Origin of the sequence: Helicobacter fennelliae (genome assembly GCF_900451005.1) — a bacterium.
Taxonomy (GTDB): domain Bacteria; phylum Campylobacterota; class Campylobacteria; order Campylobacterales; family Helicobacteraceae; genus Helicobacter_B; species Helicobacter_B fennelliae.
On sequence record NZ_UGIB01000001.1, the window covers coordinates 265,760 to 286,968 of the forward strand.

At 40.6% G+C, this 21,209-nt stretch carries 16 protein-coding genes; 5 read left to right on the forward strand and 11 right to left on the reverse strand.

The window, feature by feature from the left end; genetic code table 11:
- Positions 1–372 precede the first annotated feature (372 nt).
- Positions 373–1,527, reverse strand: a complete 1,155-nt coding sequence (gene metK / locus DY109_RS01415; RefSeq protein WP_034549190.1) for a methionine adenosyltransferase — start codon at positions 1,525–1,527, stop codon at positions 373–375.
- Positions 1,528–1,891: 364 nt separating this feature from the next.
- On the opposite strand from metK, the gene DY109_RS01420 reads away from it, so the two are divergent.
- Genes DY109_RS01420 through DY109_RS01430 form a run of 3 tightly spaced genes read left to right on the forward strand, consistent with a single transcriptional unit; the run spans position 1,892 to position 5,358 of the window.
- Positions 1,892–2,662, forward strand: a complete 771-nt coding sequence (locus DY109_RS01420; protein WP_023946761.1) for a fumarate reductase cytochrome b subunit — start codon at positions 1,892–1,894, stop codon at positions 2,660–2,662.
- Entirely contained in the window at positions 2,663–4,633 is a 1,971-nt protein-coding gene (locus DY109_RS01425) for a fumarate reductase flavoprotein subunit (protein WP_023946764.1), read from the forward strand.
- A complete protein-coding gene (locus DY109_RS01430; RefSeq protein WP_023946766.1) occupies positions 4,633–5,358 on the forward strand; it encodes a fumarate reductase iron-sulfur subunit in 726 nt (241 codons plus the stop codon). Before DY109_RS01425 ends, DY109_RS01430 begins: the two co-directional genes overlap by 1 nt.
- Before the next feature lie 493 nt (positions 5,359–5,851).
- Here the strand turns inward: DY109_RS01430 and DY109_RS01435 are convergent, their stop codons facing one another.
- From DY109_RS01435 to galE, 9 genes are all read right to left on the reverse strand, one after another.
- Positions 5,852–8,095, reverse strand: coding sequence for a TonB-dependent receptor domain-containing protein (locus DY109_RS01435; RefSeq protein ID WP_023946770.1), 2,244 nt, complete (start codon positions 8,093–8,095; stop codon positions 5,852–5,854).
- Between the two features lie 485 nt (positions 8,096–8,580).
- Complete coding sequence (gene pta, locus DY109_RS01440; protein WP_023946772.1) at positions 8,581–9,582, reverse strand: phosphate acetyltransferase; 1,002 nt, start codon at positions 9,580–9,582, stop codon at positions 8,581–8,583.
- Positions 9,583–9,672: 90 nt separating this feature from the next.
- Positions 9,673–10,884, reverse strand: coding sequence for a tryptophan synthase subunit beta (trpB, locus tag DY109_RS01445; RefSeq protein WP_023946774.1), 1,212 nt, complete (start codon positions 10,882–10,884; stop codon positions 9,673–9,675).
- Between the two features lie 81 nt (positions 10,885–10,965).
- The gene (locus DY109_RS01450; protein ID WP_023946775.1) at positions 10,966–12,315 is read right to left on the reverse strand and encodes a glycosyltransferase family protein; all 1,350 of its coding nucleotides are present in this window, start codon (positions 12,313–12,315) and stop codon (positions 10,966–10,968) included.
- The gene (locus DY109_RS01455) at positions 12,303–13,010 is read right to left on the reverse strand and encodes a pilus assembly FimT family protein (protein ID WP_023946777.1); all 708 of its coding nucleotides are present in this window, start codon (positions 13,008–13,010) and stop codon (positions 12,303–12,305) included. Before DY109_RS01455 ends, DY109_RS01450 begins: the two co-directional genes overlap by 13 nt.
- A 78-nt stretch (positions 13,011–13,088) precedes the next feature.
- The gene (locus DY109_RS01460; RefSeq protein WP_023946779.1) at positions 13,089–14,390 is read right to left on the reverse strand and encodes a glycosyltransferase family 39 protein; all 1,302 of its coding nucleotides are present in this window, start codon (positions 14,388–14,390) and stop codon (positions 13,089–13,091) included.
- Positions 14,368–15,576, reverse strand: a complete 1,209-nt coding sequence (ilvA, locus tag DY109_RS01465; RefSeq protein WP_023946781.1) for a threonine ammonia-lyase — start codon at positions 15,574–15,576, stop codon at positions 14,368–14,370. The genes DY109_RS01460 and ilvA overlap by 23 nt, the downstream gene beginning before the upstream one ends.
- A 418-nt stretch (positions 15,577–15,994) precedes the next feature.
- Positions 15,995–16,492 (reverse strand): flavodoxin, encoded by a 498-nt coding sequence (locus tag DY109_RS01470; protein ID WP_023946783.1) that lies wholly within the window; start codon positions 16,490–16,492, stop codon positions 15,995–15,997.
- 86 nt (positions 16,493–16,578) lie between these two features.
- Positions 16,579–17,625, reverse strand: a complete 1,047-nt coding sequence (galE, locus tag DY109_RS01475) for a UDP-glucose 4-epimerase GalE (RefSeq protein WP_023946785.1) — start codon at positions 17,623–17,625, stop codon at positions 16,579–16,581.
- Between the two features lie 105 nt (positions 17,626–17,730).
- Between galE and DY109_RS01480 the strand changes: the two genes are divergently transcribed.
- On the forward strand, positions 17,731–18,201 hold the full coding sequence (locus DY109_RS01480) for an acyl-CoA thioesterase (RefSeq protein ID WP_023946789.1): 471 nt from the start codon (positions 17,731–17,733) through the stop codon (positions 18,199–18,201).
- Positions 18,202–18,404: 203 nt separating this feature from the next.
- The gene (locus DY109_RS01485) at positions 18,405–19,016 is read left to right on the forward strand and encodes a methyltransferase (RefSeq protein ID WP_258552870.1); all 612 of its coding nucleotides are present in this window, start codon (positions 18,405–18,407) and stop codon (positions 19,014–19,016) included.
- A 140-nt stretch (positions 19,017–19,156) separates the two neighbouring features.
- Here the strand turns inward: DY109_RS01485 and glmS are convergent, their stop codons facing one another.
- The gene (gene glmS, locus DY109_RS01490; protein ID WP_034549195.1) at positions 19,157–20,947 is read right to left on the reverse strand and encodes a glutamine--fructose-6-phosphate transaminase (isomerizing); all 1,791 of its coding nucleotides are present in this window, start codon (positions 20,945–20,947) and stop codon (positions 19,157–19,159) included.
- Positions 20,948–21,209 lie beyond the last annotated feature (262 nt).

The following is a 21,209-nucleotide window of genomic DNA, read 5'->3' on the forward strand; positions in this document are numbered from 1 at the left end:
TATTTCATTGACAAAAACTAAGAGAATCTAAATTCAAAAGATTTTAGGGTGATTTGTGGGGTTTCAAAGTATATAAACAAAGCGCACTAAGCACATTGCAGTGAGGCGCATTACAGACAAAAGCACCCAAAAAGACAAATATAGAAAACTAGGATTTTTGATAAATTTGATAAGAAATATAGATTATGAGGTGAAGGGCTACTTTTTAAGTTATTTCATTCAAAGCAAGCCCCCAAATATCGCCAAAGCCTGCAAGTCTAGCTCGCGCTCTGCTTAGGCGTCCGCTACCGCTATGCTTTGTCACCACTCCTACATTTATTGCAAAGCAAAGTTTCTTTTAAAATATTTGCGTCTAAAAAGCCACACAGAATCTTATTTACAAAACTCCTTAATCGCCTCGACCTTGTCGGTTTTCTCCCAGCTAAATTCTGGCAGTTCGCGCCCAAAATGTCCATAAGCTGAAGTTTTTTGGTAGATTGGGCGTAAAAGATCAAGTGATTCTATAATGCCCTTTGGTGTCAAGCGAAAGACTTTTTTCACGCACTCTGTGAGTTTAGAATCTTCGACTTTGCCTGTGCCTTGCGTATCTACTAAAATTGAGACTGGCTCCACCACGCCAATAGCATAGGCTAGTTGCACCACTGCCTTATCACACACGCCACTTGCTACGAGATTTTTGGCTACATAGCGCGCTGCATAGGCTGCACTTCTATCGACCTTACTAGGATCTTTCCCGCTGAACGCCCCACCGCCATGCGGGCAGCTCCCGCCATAAGTATCTACAATAATCTTGCGCCCTGTCAAGCCCGCATCGCCCTGCGGACCGCCGATTACAAACTTGCCTGTGGGATTGACAAAATAGCGGATATTATCATTTAAAAACTTCTGCGGAAGCACCTTTTGCACGATTTCTTCAATCACCACATCGCGCAAGTGCTTTTGCTGTGTCTCTGGGCTGTGCTGCGTGGAGATTACAATCGTATCAATCGCCACAGGAGCGCCATTTTCATAGCGCACGGTAACTTGCGACTTCCCATCTGGGCGCAGGAATGGCAGCGCGCCACTTTTGCGCGCATTTGCCAAGCCCTCAGTCAAGCGGTGTGAAAGCCAAATAGGAAGTGGCATGAGCGATTCTGTCTCCCTGCACGCGTAGCCAAACATAAGCCCCTGGTCGCCCGCGCCTATCTCGCCATCTGCTCTATCCACGCCCTGATTGATGTCAGGGCTTTGCTCGCCGATGCCATTTAGCACCGCTGCGCTTCGGTAGTCAAAGCCATAAAGCGCGTCTGTGTAGCCAATCTCGCGCACGACCTTGCGCGCAATCTCTTGCATAGGCGCATAGACGCTCGTTTTTAGCTCGCCCGCGATTACACAAAAGCCATTGCTAACAAGCGTTTCGCACGCCACGCGCGCATTTTTATCGCGCTCGATGATGTAGTCTAGCACAGCATCGCTGATTTGGTCAGCCATTTTGTCTGGATGCCCTTCGGTTACGGATTCTGAAGTGAAGAGAAAGGATTTTTTCATACGCTCAACCTTTACTTTGGATTTGGGTTTTTGGATTTTCACAAAGCAAAAATATAACAAAAAATTATAAACATATATTGTGTTTGCAAAAAATTGTCTGCCACATTAATGATTCTCTCCTTACAAAAAATATCAAATAGTGTAAAAAAGTTACACAAAAGTTTTGTTTCTTTTTTATATTTTTTACTCAAAATAAGAATTCACATCGTGTTTTTGCATTATTTCTCATTAGTTTTATATATTATTTTCATATCAGACTCTGCGCAAAACTTAAACTTTTATTCACTTTTTACCATTTATTTGCTTATAATAAGACGACTCTATAAAAAGCTCATTAGGGTTGATTACAAATAAAGGAGAAAAAATGCAAGACGAGAGGATTATTGAGAGCTACACAGGTGTAACTCCCGATCGCAAAAAAAGTAGGATTCCGGCAAAACTAGATTTTTGGCAGAGTGCAACAGGGCTGTTTTTGGCACTTTTTATGTTGGTGCATTTGCTGTTTGTATCAAGCATACTTATCAGTAAAGAAGCAATGTTTTGGGTTACAAAGTTTTTTGAAGGAAGCATTATTTTTGGCGATGAAGGACAGCCTATTTTGGTGTCTATTATCGCAGCTATCGTGATTATCGCATTTGTATCGCACGCATTTTTGGCGTTGCGTAAGTTTCCTATCAATTATCGTCAGTTTATCGCTTTAAAAACACACAAAAAGCTTATGAAGCATGGCGATACAAGCCTTTGGGTGATACAGGCTGCGACAGGGTTTGCTATGTTTTTCTTAGCGATGCCACATCTTTTTACAAATCTCACACAACCAGAAAATATAGGACCGCTTGCTTCATCATTTCGCTTCGTGCAGCAGCATTTTTGGGTGCTTTATATTTTCTTGCTTTTTGCTGTGGAGCTTCATGGCTCAATCGGCTTGTATCGTTTGTGTATCAAATGGGGTTGGTTTGAGAAATTAGGCATCACAAATTTGCGAAGAATCAAATGGGTATTATCAGTATTTTGTATTGTGTTGGGGCTTTGCTCGTTTGCTGCGTATATCCAAATAGGCAAAGGACTTGATGTAAGCAAAGGGATCGAACATTATAGAGCAGTAGATGTAGCCACAAAAGGAAAAGGAGAGTAAATGAAAGTAGTTTATTGTGATGCACTTATCATTGGTGGTGGGTTAGCAGGTCTTAGGGCTTCAATCGCCACGAAAAAAAAGGGATTAAGCACGATTGTTTTGTCATTGGTGCCAGTAAAAAGAAGCCACTCAGCAGCAGCGCAAGGTGGTATGCAAGCAAGTCTTGGCAACTCAAAAATGAGTGATGGCGATAATGAGGATTTACACTTCGCTGACACAGTCAAAGGAAGCGATTGGGGTTGCGATCAGCAAGTCGCAAGAATGTTTGTAACAACCGCGCCAAAAGCTATCCGCGAGCTTGCGTCTTGGGGGGTTGCTTGGACGAGAATCCAAAAAGGAGATCGCACAGCCGTTATCAACGCACAAAAAACAACAATCACAGAAGAAGACTTTAGGCATGGATATATCCACTCACGCGATTTTGGCGGGACAAAAAAATGGCGAACTTGCTACACTGCCGATGCTACTGGGCATTCAATGCTTTATGCAGTTGCCAATGAAGCCTATAAACATGGCGTAGATATACAAGATAGAAAAGAAGCAATCCGCCTCATACATCAAGACGGACAATGCTATGGAGCGGTTGTTAGGGATTTGGTAACAGGAGAGCTGATAGCCTATATCGCCAAAGGCACGATGATCGCCACAGGTGGCTATGGAAGAATCTACAAAAACACAACCAACGCTGTAATATGCGAAGGTATAGGTTTGGCTATCGCGCTAGAGACAGGGGTTGCCAAACTTGGCAATATGGAAGCAGTGCAATTCCACCCAACGCCACTTTTTCCTTCCGGAATCTTACTTACTGAAGGCTGTCGTGGAGATGGCGGAATCTTGCGTGATGTCGATGGCTATCGCTTTATGCCTGATTATGAGCCAGAGAAAAAAGAGCTTGCAAGTCGCGATGTCGTCTCTCGCAGAATGATTCAAAGAATCCGCGAGGGCAAAGGGGTCAAATCACCTTATGGCGAGCATTTGTGGCTTGATATTTCAATACTTGGACGCGAACATATCGAAAAAAACCTACGCGATGTCCAAGAAATCTGTCAAGTCTTTGCCGGTATCGATCCAGCAGAAAAATGGGCGCCTGTCAAACCAATGCAACACTATTCTATGGGCGGGATTCGCACAGACTATCAAGGACACACTTACCTCAAAGGACTTTTTGCAGCAGGAGAAGCGGCATGCTGGGATTTGCATGGGTTTAATCGCTTAGGCGGAAACTCTGTTAGCGAGGCAGTGGTAAGCGGTATGATTATTGGTGATTTTTTTGCAAGCCATTGCGAGCAAGCACATCTTGACATTCAGACTGCGACGATTGAAAAATTCATCAATGAAGAGCGCAAATACCTTGAATCGCTTGTCAATAATACAGGCAATGAAAATGTCTATGAGCTCAAAAACGCTATGAAAGAAATCATGGAAGAAGATGTAGGGATTTTCCGCGAGGGTAAAGGGCTTCAAGATGCAGTAACGCGACTTGAAGAAATCTACAAACGCAGTAAAAATATCGGTATCAAAAACAAAAAACTTCACAATAACCCAGAGCTAGAAGATGCCTATCGTGTGCCAAAAATGATAAAAATCGCGCTTTGTGTCGCGCTTGGAGCACTCAATCGCACAGAATCAAGAGGCGCGCACAGCCGAGAAGACTATGTCAAAAGAGATGATGAAAATTGGCTCAAGCGAACGCTAACTTCGTGGGAGAGCAATGATCAAACATTGCCTACAATCTCTTATGAAGATCTTGATATTATGCAAATGGAGATTGCGCCCGGATTCCGTGGATATGGCGCAAAAGGCAATATCATAGAAAATCCACTCTCTGCCAAAAGACAAGCTCAAATTGACGCAATCACACAAGAGATTCAAGCTAAAGGTGGCGATAGATACGAACTACAAGAAGCACTTATGCCTTTTGATTTGCAACCTTACTACAAAGCAAAAAATCAACGACTAGGAGATAAATAATGGAAACTAAAGGAAGAATTCTCACCATTCGCGCACTCAAATTTGACCCGCAAAGTGCTGTCTCAAAGCCACATTTTGTGGAATACAAAATAGAAGAAACACACTCAATGACGATTTTTATCGCGCTCAATCTCATACGAGAAAAGCAAGATCCTGACCTTAGCTTTGATTTTGTGTGCCGAGCAGGGATCTGCGGAAGCTGTGGAATGATGATTAATGGACGCCCACGTCTTGCTTGCAGGACGCTTACAAAAGATTTTCCTGATGTCATCACGCTTATGCCATTGCCTGCTTTCAAGCTCATCAAAGATTTGAGCGTCAATACAGGCGAATGGTTTGCAGGAATGACAAAACGCGTAGAGAGCTGGATACATAACAATGAAGAAACTGATATATCCAAACTTGAAAAGCCTATCGATCCGCAAGAAGCGCAAGATGTGTTTGAGCTTGATCGATGCATTGAGTGCGGGTGCTGTATCGCAAGCTGTGCTACAAAGCTGATGAGAGAGGATTTTGTCGGGGCTGCGGGAATGAATCGCGTCGTGCGATTTATGATAGATTCTCATGATAAAAGAAGTGATGAGGATTATTATGAGCTTGTCGGCGATGACAATGGGGTATTTGGCTGTATGAGCCTCATCGCCTGCCATGATGTCTGCCCCAAAAACCTACCACTCCAAAGCAAAATCGCTTACCTAAGACGCAAAATGGTCGCTCTTGGCTAGCTATAATTTAGATTCTGCTTTATGTAGAATCTAAATTATACTTTCCATAAGATTTAAATCCTCTCTTTTTGCTTCTTTTTGCAGATTGCTTCGTTTAGGGCTTATCTTGTATTATTTTGGCGACGCACGCACAAGTAGCGACTAACTCGCTAAACTTGCAAAACTACACAAATAAGCTAAAAATAGAGGATTTTTTAATGCTTGCTTGTGTTTGCATAGAATCTACTAGAATCTGTGTTTCTTAGATTTGGTTCAAAATGACGAAAATGTGTGGTGGATTGCCACGCTCGGCTCTTGCCTCGCTCGCAATGACAATTCTTTTTGGATTCTTCACTCACGTTTAAGTAATGACGAAGTAGATTTTAGATAATAACACTACCCATTTAGAATGACAATACAACCCTCGCAATGACAAAGCAAAATCCAATCAAGAACAAAGCTAGATTCTACACCTTGTCCTTGATAAGCAGAATCTAAAGCCTTAGCTTCTCAACTAAAAGTCCATATTAAGCGCGATATAGTATCGTCTCCCCTCGCGGATTACATTATAGTTATTATACAATGTGGTCGTTGTCTTACCACTTGCCATACTTTTGCTCTCATAATAATCAATAAAATTATGATTCAAGAGATTGTAGATTCCAAATTGCAATCGCAATGCGCGTGTGATATTGTAGTTTGCGCCAAGGTGCAAAAGGAAGTAAGGATTGTAGTATTCGCTTTTGCCCGGATTGTCTCGTCTCCAAGTCTCAAGTGCTGCTTGCGTGCTTGTGCGCCCTAAGACATTTGTGCGAAGCTGTCTTGCTCGATACTCACCGCGCAGATACACGCCAAGATCCTTCCATGAGTAGTTGATCGAAGCATTGAGTGTGTGCTCTGGCACGCCTGCAAGTGGCAAACCCTTTGTAGCTCCTGAGGTAGATTCATTTTTATTCCAAGTGTAAGAGACATTTGTGCCAAGCTCGCCTACTCCGACACCAAAAGGCTTTATTTGTGTATAAACTTCTAAGCCATAGCTTTGGGCTGTATCGACATTGTAAGAGTATTGACAAGATGCAGATCCTGTCCCTACACTAGTTGATAGACCGTCCCGTTCACCCGTGCAAGTAAAGCCTGCAGGAAGCCTATCGCCAACATTTGCGCGTGTAGAAGTGATTTTGTCTTGAAATTGTGTGAAAAAGCCTGTGAGTGAGACTTGCGTGAAGTCTGTTTCATGGATTGCGGTAAGCTCATAATTAATGCTAGATTCTGGCTTTAAGTCTGGATTCCCATACACTCGAATCCAACCCTGCCCTGTCGAAAATCCCCAACCCGGCGCGACATTTGTCATCGATGGCATTTTAAATCCTGTGGATACGCCACCTTTGAAAGTTAGATCACCTATCACGCTATGCTCAAGCGCATTATACACAAGGTAAGCCCGAGGAGAAGCATTGAAAGCATAATCATCACTCATATTAGCCCGCACACCAAGCGTAAGTAAAAGCTTATCGACAATCGCCCACTGATCCTCAGCATAGAGTGCGAATGTATGCCTATCTAGATAATTCCCCACATCTCCGCCAAATACGGTGCCATATAGCGCGCTTACACTGCTATAAATGTATTGTCCGCCGACATTAAGCTTCATACGCCAAAAAGGAATGCTACTGCGATGCTCTAGCACGACATCTTGCGCGATTCGCTTCCTTGAGGCATTGTGCTGGATGTTGTATTGGATAGAAGTATCTGTTTTCCACAAGCCATAGCTTCCTTGGTGGCGAATGATTGAGTTATTGCGATTAAAAACGGAGTATTTAAAGTACTTTGGATCAAACCACTGCCCAAAATAACTATAATCCACATAGAAATAGTTTTTCTCACTTGGCATATAACCCACTCTTGCGCCGACTTGGTATTGATTATTTTGCCCAAATCCGACGATTGGAGGAGTTCCTGCTACCGCTAAAGATGTGCCATTTGGCAGAGGAATACTCATCGATTGTTGAGCAAATTGATGTGTATCTTTGGCACGGATTTGCAACGACCATTTTTTCGCCTTATCAATCGGACCCGCACTATAAACCGAAGCCCCCACAGAATGCCCAAAATATGGCACTTCTTGGAGGGTAGAATTTAGCATTATATTATTACTCCATTTATCAAAGGATTTTTTCAAGATCACATTAACAACCCCACCAATCGCATCACTTCCATAGATCACAGAGGCTGGACCACGGATAACTTCTATCCTATCAATCGCTGCAAGTGGTGGCATAAATGAGGCTTGAGAATAGTTTATATTTGGGAAGGTTTCGCTACTTCCATCTTGTCGCTTGCTATCAACAAGCAAAAGCGTATAATCCGCCGGCATTCCGCGGATAGAAATCGAATACCCACCAAAACTTGTAACGGTATGATCGATACTCACGCCCGGGACCTGACTTACCGCCTCGCCGAGATCGCGTATCGGACGCTCTTGAAGCTCTTTATTAGTAATAATTGACATTGAAGCAGGCGCATCACGAAGATCTTGCTCAAATCCTGTGGCAGAGACGACTTGCTTACTTAGCTCTTTTGTCTCGACATGAGAGCTTTTAGAATCCTTATATTTTGGCATCTCATCTGATGAGGGTTCTAAAGAGGTATTATTTTCTTGCCCCGAAAAAGCAGAATCTTGGCTATTGCTATATGACACTTCCGCACTCAAAAGTAATGGCGTTAGAAATAACGAGAAGGCTATATTTTTGACTTTCATTGATGATCCTTTCAATTGATAATCCTTTCTTGGTTAAATTTACTATGTATTTCTTAAGTGTTTTTTAAGGTAATTTATCACTCTTAAGACTCATTACTATAATTAGCAGAATCTAAAATTAGTCTTAAAAACAATTCTCAAAATAAAAATGTGAAATGAATGTGAAATTTTGAAACAAAAATAAAATAGGAGCGAGTGCAGAAATTTTTGTGGTTTTGTCATCATTGCGGTGGGTGAAGCTTAAAATATTTTAGAATTTACTTTGTTATTCTTAAGACTTGCCAAAGATTCTAGAATCTAAAAATCAAAAAGTGGATTGCCACGACTTCTTGCGAAGTCTCGCAATGACAATTCTTTTTGGATTCTTCGCTTTCTGTGAAGGCTTAAGTAATGACGAAGTTTCACTTGTAATATGCTGTCGTTTAGAATAACAAAATAAAACCTCGTAATGACAAAGCAAAATAACAAAAACTTCGCAATGAAACTTATTGTGGATTGTTTTGCGCTTGTAATGCCGTAATCGCTACCACGCCTACAATATCTTCAAAACTACACCCGCGCGAGAGATCATTAATCGGTGCTGCCATTCCCTGCGTGATAGGACCATAAGCCTCTGCTTTGGCAAGTCTTTGGACGAGCTTGTAGCCGATATTGCCCGCGTCCAAATCCGGAAAAATCAGCACATTTGCCTTGCCTGCTACATTTGAGCCTTTGGCTTTTGACGCACCGACACTAGGCACTATCGCCGCATCAAGTTGCAATTCGCCATCGATGAGGAGCGTTGGATCTAGTGCTTTGGCGATATGTGTCGCCTCGATGACTTTATCCACATCGCTATGCTTTGCGCTTCCATAGGTAGAATGACTAAGCATTCCTACGATTGGTTTAGCATTTGTGATCGCTTGAAAGCTTTTGGCTGATGATAGAGCGATATTGGCAAGCTCTTTGGCGTTTGGATTCTGGCAAAGCCCGCAATCCGCAAATAAAAATGTCCCATTGAGCCCATATTCACAATCTGGCACAATCATCATAAAAAATGACGAAACAAGCTTGGAATCACTCGCCGTGCCGATGATTTGCAGCCCACATCGCAACACATCAGAAGTTGCATTTATTGCTCCTGCTACCATACCATCAGCCATTTTAGACTTGATAAGCGCGACCCCAAAGTAAAGTGGATTATGCAAAAGCAAATCTTTTGCTGTGGCAAAATCCATACCTTTATGCCCGCGAAGCTCGACAAAAAGATGCGCAAACTGCTCTATGAGATCTGAAGTGCTTGGATCATAAAAACTCGCTCCTGATAGATTGAGATGAGGGGCAGAATCTTTGATTTTGGCTTGATTGCCTATGAGGATAAGATTTGCAAAGCCTTCTTGCAAAATCACATGCGCGGCTTGCAAAGTGCGTATATCTTGCGTCTCGGGTAAGATGATTGTTTTTTTGTTTTGCTTGGCTTGTTGCTTGATTGTCTCGATAAATCCCATATTTTCACCTCTTTTTGTTTATCTTAAAATAACCAAACTTAATCCATTCCACAATTTGACACACAAATGCAAAAATATGAAAATATGTAACTATAAGGATTCTCCATAGCCATATTTTTCTACGACAAAATCAATATCTTTATCGCCTCTTCCGCTAAGATTGACAAGGATTTTTTTGCCTTTGAGTGTGGGCGCGATTTTGAGCGCATGGGCTAGAGCATGGCTAGATTCTATCGCGGGGATAATGCCTTCTTGCTTGCTAAGATCAAAAAACGCACTTATGGCTTCTTTGTCGCTTATAGTCGCAACTTGCGTGCGTTTGATATGGTGAAGGTAGGCGTGCTCTGGACCAACTGATGGATAATCTAGCCCGCTTGCTATGCTATACACAGGTGCTGGATTATTATCAGAGCTTTTAAGCATAATCGAATTAAATCCATGCATAATGCCCTCACTTCCATAAGTCAGACTTGCTGCGTGATCGCCAAGGGCATCACCCATTCCTAATGGCTCAACACCAATAAGCTCCACTGCATCATCGATAAATCCGCTAAAAATACCCATAGCATTACTTCCTCCGCCAACGCAAGCGATCACAATATCGGGCAATTCGCCTGTCATCTCCAAAAACTGCTCTTTAGATTCTACACCGACAATCGTCTGAAAATCGCGCACCATTTTAGGAAATGGGTGAGGACCTACGACAGAGCCGATTGCATACATGCTATTGATAGGATCTTTGAGATATGCCTCAAACGCAGAATCTACCGCTTCTTTAAGGGTTTTTGCCCCAAAGCTCACAGGCACAACCTTTGCGCCGAGAATCTTCATTCGCACGACATTTGGGTGCTCTTTTGCAATATCAACTTCTCCCATGTGTATCTCGCACTCAAGCCCAAAATATGCTGCTGCCGTGGCAAGCGCGACTCCATGCTGTCCTGCTCCTGTTTCTGCGATGAGCTTTTTTTTGCCCATAAATTTGGCAAGCAAACCCTCGCCCATGCAGTGATTGAGCTTGTGTGCGCCGGTGTGATTAAGATCTTCGCGTTTGAGGTAGATTCCAGCACCGCCGTATTTGTGGGTGAGATTGTGCGCGAAGTAAATTGGCGTGGGACGCCCTTGAAAGTGCTTGCGGATTTTGCGAAGCTCGGCGATAAAGTCGCTATTTTGCGCGATGAGATTATACGCGGTATTAATCTCTTCCATTGCTTTTGCGATATTTTCAGGCACATAGCTTCCACCATACGCGCCAAAAAAGCCTTTTTCATCAGGAAATTGCTTGAGATAGGGTTTGTGATTCATGGTGTGTCCTTTGAGTTTGATTTGAGGAGTAATGATAGCAAAAATAGATTCTAGATTCTCTGCAAAGCAGAATCTAAATCCTTACAATATTTCTAATTCCTTCAAAAACTCCATTATTTTGTGCTGATTGGATTCTATACTTAATGATTTGGCATAAAAATGCGATTGCTCTTTATGAAAGAGAATCTGTTTTGGGCTTAATGAGCGGATCGTGCAGGCAAGATGTGAGGGCGTAAAACCCAAAGAAACAACGCCTACTTGATATGTTTGAAGAAATGTTGCGATGGATTGTATTGGGGTTGAGATCACACAAAGCCGACTTTGGATATATTCAAATAGCTTATTTGGCATAGCATTGGCGTTATTGAAGCTATTTGGCTGCAAGCTTAGGATTCCTATATCAAAGCGATTGCAAAATGGAATAATCTCCTGCATAGCAACAGGCGGTAAAATGCGGATATTAGGAACTTTTTTGGCGGTATGTGTAAAATGATCTAATAGCTCTTGATTGTGGCTTACTACCATGAGATTTACCAAAAAATCATCACCCAAAATCTTAGCAAGCTCTATGAGATTATACGAATCCCGATCAATACTAATAAATCCATGATAAATAATTTCTATTGGCTTATGGATTGATGTAGGGCGCATATCAAAAAATGCAGGCAATGAATAATAGATTCTAGAATCTATGCCAAACTCTTGCTTATATCTTTTGGCGATATTTTCACTCACGCACAAGCACAAATTAGCATTTTTGAGATAATTTTGGCACAAAAAATAAAAAAACTGCCCCAAAGTCTCTTGCCATTGTTTGTCCTCATATTCGAGCGGATAAAATTCGCGCAAATCAAGCACAATCTTGCAATGATGAATGGCTTTATACTCGCTTGCAAAGGGCAGAAGCGTAATATCTTCAACAATAAGCAAATCCATCTTTGGCAATGAGCGCAGAATCTCTGTGATATGTAATCGATTTGGTGTGTAAATAAGTGGCGCAAAATTGCGGTGAATGCAGTTGTGGCGCAAAATTTGTTTTTCTTGTTGTGTGCGCGTTGAGGCATTTGTGCGTGGCGGTGGAAAGCTAAAGCTTTGCGTGCCTTTGATATGCGAGCATTCTCTAGCGATGAGAAAAAGATTGCACTTTGTTTTGAGAATCTGCGTCAATGCAAATGGGCGCGGTCGTTTGGCGATGTCAAAATCCGCCATAATAGCAACATTTGGCTTGTTTAGATTCTGGGTTAGATTCTGGGTTAGATTCTGGGTTAGATTTTGTGTTGGTTTTAGATTGCGCGCTAGATTTTTAGAATCTAGATTCTGTATTTGATTTTGCGTTTTGGTAGATTTTGGATTCTGCGCAGATTGTTGTTTTAGATTTTGCTGTTGCTTTGGATTTTGTGCTAGATTCTGATTTGGATTTAGATTCTGCATTGATCGTCTTTTGAAATAAAGCTAAATCCGGTTTTATGAAGCACACAGATTGTTTTGCTTTGGTTGTTTTTGGTGAGGATAATCCGAAGTGGTTGCGTGAGTGGTGTGGCGAGTTTGGAGCAAAAAGGCTCTCCAAATGCGTTAAACAAAATCCTAAAAGTCCCCATCTCTTGGCACGCATCAGGGCTTACAAGGCTGATAGATTCTATGCCATAATATTCATGCAATCGCACATTGATTTCCATATTGTTGCGACATTCTATCGCGACATTGACATTGCTGTATCCTGAGAGGCATTTTTTGTTTTGTCCATTGATAGCGATAATATCGCCGGGCATTGGCTGATTATCTCTATCTGTCGTGGCTGAAGTTCTTGGCGTATCAAAAAATATACTATAACTATTGAACGTGTAGATTCCGCTTTGGTGGAATTGGATTTGCCAGAAATTTTTATCATCAAGCAGTTTTTGGGCGTTGATTGATGGGTGCATAGAAGTGAGGAAGTTCGTCTGCCCTAAAGTGTAGAATCTAAGCGAGTCATTGAGGGCTAAATGCTGTGTGTAGCGAATGTGCGCGAGCAAAGATGAGGCAGCCATATGAAGCGAGATATTAAGCTTTGGAATCCCAAACCCAAAAACAATCCCAGCAAGCACAATCACAAAAACAAATTCTAATACACTAAATGCAGCGCACATCTTTATCTCTCAAGCTTTTGGCAATGCTGTAAATATCTAAATAAGCCCATTTAATATCCTGATTTATGCTAATTTATGCTAAATGCGACAAGCATTATTTTTGACTAATGTATATCGCGCCACTACTACGCCTAGATATTTGATTGTGATTGTCTCTCCTTTGTGCTTTGTTTGGTGCTTTGTATCACTATATAAGCAGTATGTATTTCCAGCATTGATTCCATAAAAATTAAGTCGCAGCGCAAGCTTGTGATCTTGAATTTTTATGCCATTGATGTTTGAAGATAGAAGAATATGCGCGAGATCTTTGGCGATATAATAATTTGAAGCAAAGTTTGGCTTTGGGCTAAAAAGATAGGTGAGTTTATTACCAAAAATCATAAATGTCTCAAGGCAAAGCACACCACAAATGATAAAGATTCTGACCTTAAACTTTAAGCGATAGATTTTGAGCCTTACGCGCATATTATTAAAAAAATCAAACACCATAATTGGCAAGCCAACCACACACAAAGGCGCAAAATTCATAATATTGATTTCTTGACGAAATGACAGCAAAAGTGTGAGGATAAGCCCTGATACAGAAATATATATCATCAATGTATCATCTTTTCTACGCGCAACTCCAGCATAAAGCGCATAAATATAATAAAGAAACAAAAAAGGCGAAAATAACATCGCCAACTCACCTAGCGCATCAAGAAAATGCGCGCTTGGAGTCCCGCCAATATCGCTAGAATACGCAAACATATTGATCCCAAAGCCGACAATGCAAGCGATAAATGTTTTTGTCTTTTTGTGTCGTATCGCATAGATTCCAAGAGCGATAAATAGCACGCTTAGGGCGAGATTAAGAAGTCCGCCTGCAAAGATAAGAATATATGGAATCCGCTTATAGCGCAAATGGATATAGCATATCAGCAAAAGCATAAAAATAATAAATCCACTCTCATAAAGCAAAATCGCACTAAAATTAATTCCGGGCAAAAGCATGTATATCGCGACCAAAAACAAACTATCGCTTGGCTTTTTGAGATACAATCTGCCAATCATATAAAGCAAAATCACATTACAGCAATGGATAGCAATGCAACTTCCTCGCAAGCTATAATCATTTGCTCCAAATATTTCAGTTACAAAATCAATCCACCAAAACAAAAGCGAAGATGGAAACAAAAGCTTCTCGCTTTCTTTGAAGCTAATTGAGATTTCTGATACCATAAATAAAAGACTTAAGATATTGATACTAAGCAAAATCACAAACCACACATCAATGATTGTAAATTTGCGCTTTGTGTGCGAGTGCTTTTCAAGCCATATCGCAAGGCGGAGTTGCAGATATGAGCGAAGAGAATCTTTAGAGTATTTCTTTGAAGTCATATCCGTTTGCCTTAAGTTCTTGGCGGATTTGTTTTTGATGAGATTCTCCTTTTGTCTCAAGGGCGATAATCACATACGCATCACCATAAGCAAGGCTTGCTGAAGTGCGATCAAAATCGATTTGGACGATGTTTGCATCGACTTTGGTTAAGATGTTTGTAAGAGATTGTAATGAGCCTGCTTTATCGACAAGCACGACTTGAAAATGCATTCTTCTATGTGATTTGATAAGCCCTTTTTGAATGATTAGATTAAGCATTGTTACATCGATATTGCCACCACTAAGCACGACTCCGACTTTATCATTGGGCTTTAGTGGCAGTTTGTTATGCATAAGTGCAGCAATCCCTGTGGCTCCGGCACCTTCAACGACAAGCTTTTGATTTTCAAGCAGATACAAAATAGCTGAAGCTATCTCCTCATCATCAACTTCAATAATCGCATCAACTCCTTCACAAATGTAGCTAAAATTCAGCACATTGACATCTCGAACGGCGATTCCATCAGCGATTGTGCGGACAGACTTTGCATTGTGGATTTGCTTTGAATAAAAGCTCTCTCGCATTGCTGGCGCGCCTTTTGCGGTTATGCCGATAATTTTTGTATGTGGTTTTAGGGCTTTGTAGGCTGAGAGGATTCCGCTTATAAGCCCACCACCACCAATAGGCACAAGCACATAATCCAAATCCTGATCCTCTATCATCTCTAGGGCGATTGTGCCTTGTCCGGCGATGACTTCCTCATCAGCAAATGGGTGGATAAAGCTAAGATTGCGCTCTTTGGCAATTTGCGCGGCTTTAGCGTAGGATTCATCATAATTATCGCCATGTAGCACAACTTCTGCGCCTAGTGATTTCGTCGAGAGGACTTTAAGTAGGGGCGTTGCTTCCGGCATGACAATGATTGCTGGAATCTGAAAATATGACGCCGAATACGCCACGCCTTGTGCGTGATTACCGGCACTTGCAGCGATTACACCATTGGCTCTTAGCTTTTTGTCCATTGAGGCGATTTTGTTAAACGCCCCGCGGATTTTAAATGCGCCTGTGCGCTGGAGATTTTCTTTTTTGAGATAGATATTTGTCTGAAGTAATGAGCTAAGTCTAGGCGCAAATGAAAGCGGAATGTATTCGATAATAGGCGCGATCGTTTGCCTTGCTTCTTGGATTTTTTGCAATGGTAACATTTTGTCATATCCTTTGGGATTCTTGATATTTTTAAGATTTTAAATATTGCCAAAAATTGTAATGTGTTAAGCTTAAAAAAAATTGAGAAGTAAGATTAATGTTTAGATTCTAGGATTCTAAAAGTGGGTTCTTATAGATTGCCACAGCCCTGAAGGGCTTCGCAATGACGACAAAAACGACAGATTCTAGATTCTAATTTCCATAGAATCTAGAATCTAACTGATGCTTTACAAAAGCAGAATAATCCAGAAAAATAAAATATAAAGAATAAATACAATGCCTTGCGTGATTATGTAATGACTAAAAAACAGAATCTAAAAATAGATTCTGTAAAGTCTAGATTCTTTAGTAAGCCTTAAAATATAACGGGTAAAGTGCGTCAAAACAACATAGAATCTATGGAATCTATGGAGTATATTAAGCAAAACTACCTTTAATGCTTGCGACCCAATTTTTAATCCTATCTGCAGTTTGATCGTCTTGATTATCCTCATCAAGCACCAAACCAACGAACTTTCCATCGACTACGGATTGAGAATCTGCAAAATCATATCCGTCTGTTGAAGTTTGCCCGATGATTTTTGCGCTTGATTTGGCTTTGTTGTAGATATGAGAAATGCCATCACAGAATGTATCAGAATATGTATCTTGATCGCCAACCCCAACCAAAGCGACAACTTTTCCGCTAAAATCATCATCACTTAGCGTATCCAAAAAATCCTCCCAATCAGTTTGCAAATCACCTGCTCCATAAGTTGGGGTAACCAAAATAAGATTTTTAAAGCCTGCAAATTGAGCTTTGTTTGCTGAAGCCACATCAAACACTTCCGCACCACCGATTTGGCTTGCTATGCTTTCAGCTATATTTTTTGAGTTACCGCCATCGCTACCATAAAAAATTCCGATTTTTTCCATTTTATTGTCCTTTTTTTGTAATTTTTAAAAGCCTAAATATGCCAAATTTGATTAAACAATACAATAAAATAAGGCTATTGCTAAGATTATTTTAAAAACCTTTCCCATTCATACGCACTTTTGACAATCAACTCTAAATCATTATATCGTGGCTTCCAATGCGTCAAAGACAAAAGCCTTTCATTGCTCGCAATCAACATAGCCGGATCGCCATCTCTACGCGGTGCGTTTTTGACACAAAAATCAACTCCACTAACCTTTTTTACGCAATCAATCACTTCTTTTACGCTATATCCTTGATTGTAGCCGACATTAAAAATCTCGCTTTTTTTGTGCTGTAATAAAAACTCCAATGCCACCAAATGTGCGCTTGCCAAATCATCAATATGAATATAATCTCGTATGCAAGTCCCATCAAGCGTAGGATAATCATCTCCAAATATAAACATCTCATCGCGTTTGTGTGTCGCGCATTGTGTGGCGATTTTGATTAAATGCGTGGCGTTTTTGGCTCGTTGTCCAAGTCCTAGATTCTGCGAAAGATCTTTTGGATTGTTAGCCATACTTGAGCCTGCGACATTAAAATACCGCAATGCGATATAGCAAAAATCCTCAACCGCGCTTACATCTCTCATCACCATTTCACTCATCATTTTTGAGCTTCCATAAGGATTGATAGGAAGTAATGGCGCACTCTCTTTTACTGGGATCAAGCTAGAATCTGGCTCGCCATACACCGCCGCAGTCGAAGAAAAGATGAAGTTTTTTATCTTATGTTTGATGCATAAATCTATAAGGTTTATAGTATTAATCACATTATTTTTGTAGTATAAAAGTGGCTTTTCTACGGATTCACTGACAATCAATGACGCACCAAAATGAAGCACTGCATCAAAGCCCTTTTTATCAACATTTTCTGCGCCAAGCAACATCTCAAGCCCCGCCAAATCGCCCAAATCCATTGTAACCAAACGCACCCTCTTAGGATATACCGCCTGCAAATACAAAAAATTCTCTCTAAAGCCTGTGCTGAAATTATCAAGTATCACAATTTCACAATCAAGATTCTGAAGCAAACAATATGCTGTGTGAGATCCTATATAGCCACTACCACCTGTAAGCAAAAGTTTCATTTATCTTTCTCCGTTTGTTTTGTTATCGCCATCTACCAAAATAATTTTTGCATTATAGCAAAGTATGTTAAAATCTAGCTCATCAATAATTTATGGAGGATTGCAATGGAATCAGAATCTCACTTAGAAAAAGCTATGGATAATCGCTATTTGACAATGAATGTATTGGTTACGCCTTCTATGGCAAATTTTAGCGGACTTATGCATGGCGGAGAGCTCCTCAAGCTTCTTGATCAAGTCGCGTATGCGTGCGGGACTCGATATTGTGGAATCGGCGTTATAACGATGAGCGTAGAGAGTGTGGTATTTCGTCAGCCCATACCCATTGGCACACTTTTGACATTTTTAGCGAGTGTGAATTACACCGGTAGGACGAGCTGTGAAATCGGCATAAAAGTCATTAGCGAAAACATCAAAGAACAATATGTTACACATTGTGTGAGCTGCTACTTTACAATGGTGGCATTTCAAGATGGCAAAACTATGCCAATTCCGCCACTTGAGCCAAGAACAGCGATTGAAAAAAGACGTTATCAAGACGCGCTTAAAAGACGCGAACAACGAAGCAAAAAATAGAAAATGAGGCAATGAAGTAAAAGGTAAAAAGTGAGATTAAATGATTATATAGATTTTATCGCTTACTTATATATCTTTTGCTAGACTTGCAAACTTAAACAAAACAAATAAAGGAAAAATATGAAAAATAAACTTAAAAAGCTAAGAGATAGGCTTATTAGGGGGGGGGGGATACAGAAGAGATTCTGAGTAAAACTCGCTTTATACACCAACTCCTTCTTGAAACAAATACAAACAATCTTAACGCACTTTTTAATGTTGTCTATAAAACAAACCAATGGGGAAATGGCTCAGGCAGCGGGTCAGATGAAAATCTCTGCGCAAACTATGTAGCTTATTTACAAGATTTTTTCCGCACACATCATATCAAAAGCGTAGTAGATGTGGGCTGTGGGGATTGGCAATTTTCAAAAAATATTGACTTTAGCGGAATTGAGTATAAAGGATTTGATGTCGCAAGTGTTGTGATAAATTCTAATAATGCCAAATATCATAAACAAAATATCACTTTTACCCACTATAATGGTGATTTTAATGTGCTTCCTAGTGCTGATCTCTTGCTCTGTAAAGATGTTTTACAGCATTTGCCAAACGCTAAAATTAAAGAATTTCTTACTATCTTGCCCCGCTATAAATTTGCCCTTATCACCAATGATCTAGGAGAAAATCCAAATATGGAGATTTTGCCTACACAATGGCGAACACTTGATCTTTCACTTCCACCATTTAATCTGAAGTGTAAAAAAGTCTTTGAATTTGATGAGCCACACAGAAATGAATGCAAGATTACGATACTTTGGGAGAATCCAAAATAGATTCTAGATTCTATTTTGGATTCTTAGATTGCTTCGTCCTATCGTCCTCGCAATGATGGAGCAGGCTTGTCATTGCGAGCAAAATTAAAAATTTTGCGTGGCAATCCATTTTTTGAGTTTTTAGAATTTAGAATCTACAATCACTCAACCGTTACAGATTTTGCCAAATTTCGTGGCATATCCACATCATTTCCAAGTCGCACAGCAATCTCTAGTGCCAAAAGCTGAAGCACCACCATCATCGCAAAAAATTCCTCCATATAGCTTTGTGCTGGAGCGATACGCACCATATCATCAGCCAATGTAAAGTCATCTTGAGAGATCGCGCAAATAGTCGCATCTCGGGCACTTAGCTCCTCGACATTTGAAGAGATTTTATCAAACAGCAAATGCTTTGGCATTAAAGCAATCGTAAAAAGATTAGAATCTACAAGCGCGATAGGTCCATGCTTCATTTCTCCGCTTGGATAACCCTCCGCATGCAGATAGCTTATCTCTTTGAGCTTGAGTGCGCCCTCTAGTGCCAATGGATAAAACACATCGCGCCCAATAAAGAAAAACCCATGCCCGTGCAAATAACGTTTTGAAAGTCGCTTGATACGATCATGAAGTGCGGGCTGGACTTTAGTCGCATTGATCGCGCTAATCATCGCCCGCTCTTCGCTCTGGATTCCTTTTTGATCGATCACACCCTTTTTCTTCCCCAAAAACACGCTCAATATCCATAGCACCATAACTTGTGTCGCAAACGCTTTTGTGCTTGCCACACCCTTTTCTATCCCTGCTCGAGTCAAAAGGCTATAATGAGATTCTCGGATAATTGAGCTATTATCGACATTACAAATTGCTAGAATCTTTAGCCCTTGCGCTTTGGCAAGTTTAAGTGCCTCTAGGGTATCGGCTGTTTCGCCACTTTGAGAGATAGCGATAAATAATTCATTTTTTCCCAAAATCGGCTTTGCATAGCGGAATTCACTTGCAATCACAACATTTGTGCGGATTCTGGCTTTGCGCTCTAATAAATATTTGCCAACCATTCCTGCGTGATAGCTTGTCCCACACGCACAAATCGTGATCTGATCGATTTTCTCACATAATGTCTCTCCAATCTCATCGATTTCATCAAGGCTGACATCGCCCTCACCTACGCGCCCCATCATCGTCTCAAGTAGCACTCTATCTTGCTCATAAATTTCTTTTTCCATAAAATAGCGGAATCCTTCCTTTTGCGCATAGATTCTATTATGCGAGAAAGAAACCTTTGGTGTGAGATCTGCAAACCCCAAAGAATCACCAATCGCGCCATCTTCAAGATACACAACCTCATCAACAAGCCCAATCAATGGCGCATCAGATGAGCCAAAATAGATTCCATCTTTGCCTTTTCCTATGATAAGTGGCGCAGCATTTTTGGCATAAAAAATCCGATCAGGCGCGACTTTTGTAATCAGCAAAATCGCAAACGCTCCTTTGAACTTAGAGATTGTCGCTTCAAAGGCAAGCTTTGGGTCTTGTAGGGATTTGAGATTCTCCTCAAAAAGATGCACGATAATTTCTGTATCAGTTTGGCTCAAAAAAGTATATCCGCTAGATTCCAAAAAAGCCCTAAGTTCTTTGTAGTTTTCGATAATGCCATTATGCACTACACAGCTAAATTCTCCAGCATGCGGGTGAGCGTTGTTTTCGGTTGGCTTGCCATGAGTTGCCCACCTTGTATGCCCGATAGCAAGCCCAAAACCACTTGATGAAAAATGTGTAGTTTTATTTTCAAGATTTGCAAGCTTGCCGACAGCTTTAAATGAATGGAGCACATTATCTGCCAAAACAGCCATTCCAGCGGAATCATAGCCTCGATATTCAAGCTCTCTCAAGCCACCAAGAATGATTTGCTTTTTTTCGTTATTTCCCACATAGCCGACAATTCCGCACATTATAAAACCCCTTAAATCCATAATTTGAACGATAGATTCTACATAAAAATAATGCATAATGCAATAATTTTGGATATTTTCCACCAAATTACGATTAGAGATATAAATAATATTTAACCATATAAACTAATTAAAGTTTATAGATAAAGACTCATATTTACTTATTTTTAGCAATCTTTTTATTTAAATGCTAATTTTATTTACTTTTGTGGGTTACAATTTTGCAGTTTTTATAAAATATTTAAAAATATAAAGGTGTTTT

Bases quoted from the DNA above. Each gene is read 5' to 3' on its own strand.
- metK (WP_034549190.1), bottom strand. From the start codon at position 1,527: ATGAAAAAATCCTTTCTCTTCACTTCAGAATCCGTAACCGAAGGGCAT.
- DY109_RS01420 (WP_023946761.1), top strand. From the start codon at position 1,892: ATGCAAGACGAGAGGATTATTGAGAGCTACACAGGTGTAACTCCCGAT.
- DY109_RS01425 (WP_023946764.1), top strand. From the start codon at position 2,663: ATGAAAGTAGTTTATTGTGATGCACTTATCATTGGTGGTGGGTTAGCA.
- DY109_RS01430 (WP_023946766.1), top strand. From the start codon at position 4,633: ATGGAAACTAAAGGAAGAATTCTCACCATTCGCGCACTCAAATTTGAC.
- DY109_RS01435 (WP_023946770.1), bottom strand. From the start codon at position 8,095: ATGAAAGTCAAAAATATAGCCTTCTCGTTATTTCTAACGCCATTACTT.
- pta (WP_023946772.1), bottom strand. From the start codon at position 9,582: ATGGGATTTATCGAGACAATCAAGCAACAAGCCAAGCAAAACAAAAAA.
- trpB (WP_023946774.1), bottom strand. From the start codon at position 10,884: ATGAATCACAAACCCTATCTCAAGCAATTTCCTGATGAAAAAGGCTTT.
- DY109_RS01450 (WP_023946775.1), bottom strand. From the start codon at position 12,315: ATGCAGAATCTAAATCCAAATCAGAATCTAGCACAAAATCCAAAGCAA.
- DY109_RS01455 (WP_023946777.1), bottom strand. From the start codon at position 13,010: ATGTGCGCTGCATTTAGTGTATTAGAATTTGTTTTTGTGATTGTGCTT.
- DY109_RS01460 (WP_023946779.1), bottom strand. From the start codon at position 14,390: ATGACTTCAAAGAAATACTCTAAAGATTCTCTTCGCTCATATCTGCAA.
- ilvA (WP_023946781.1), bottom strand. From the start codon at position 15,576: ATGTTACCATTGCAAAAAATCCAAGAAGCAAGGCAAACGATCGCGCCT.
- DY109_RS01470 (WP_023946783.1), bottom strand. From the start codon at position 16,492: ATGGAAAAAATCGGAATTTTTTATGGTAGCGATGGCGGTAACTCAAAA.
- galE (WP_023946785.1), bottom strand. From the start codon at position 17,625: ATGAAACTTTTGCTTACAGGTGGTAGTGGCTATATAGGATCTCACACA.
- DY109_RS01480 (WP_023946789.1), top strand. From the start codon at position 17,731: ATGGAATCAGAATCTCACTTAGAAAAAGCTATGGATAATCGCTATTTG.
- glmS (WP_034549195.1), bottom strand. From the start codon at position 20,947: ATGTGCGGAATTGTCGGCTATGTGGGAAATAACGAAAAAAAGCAAATC.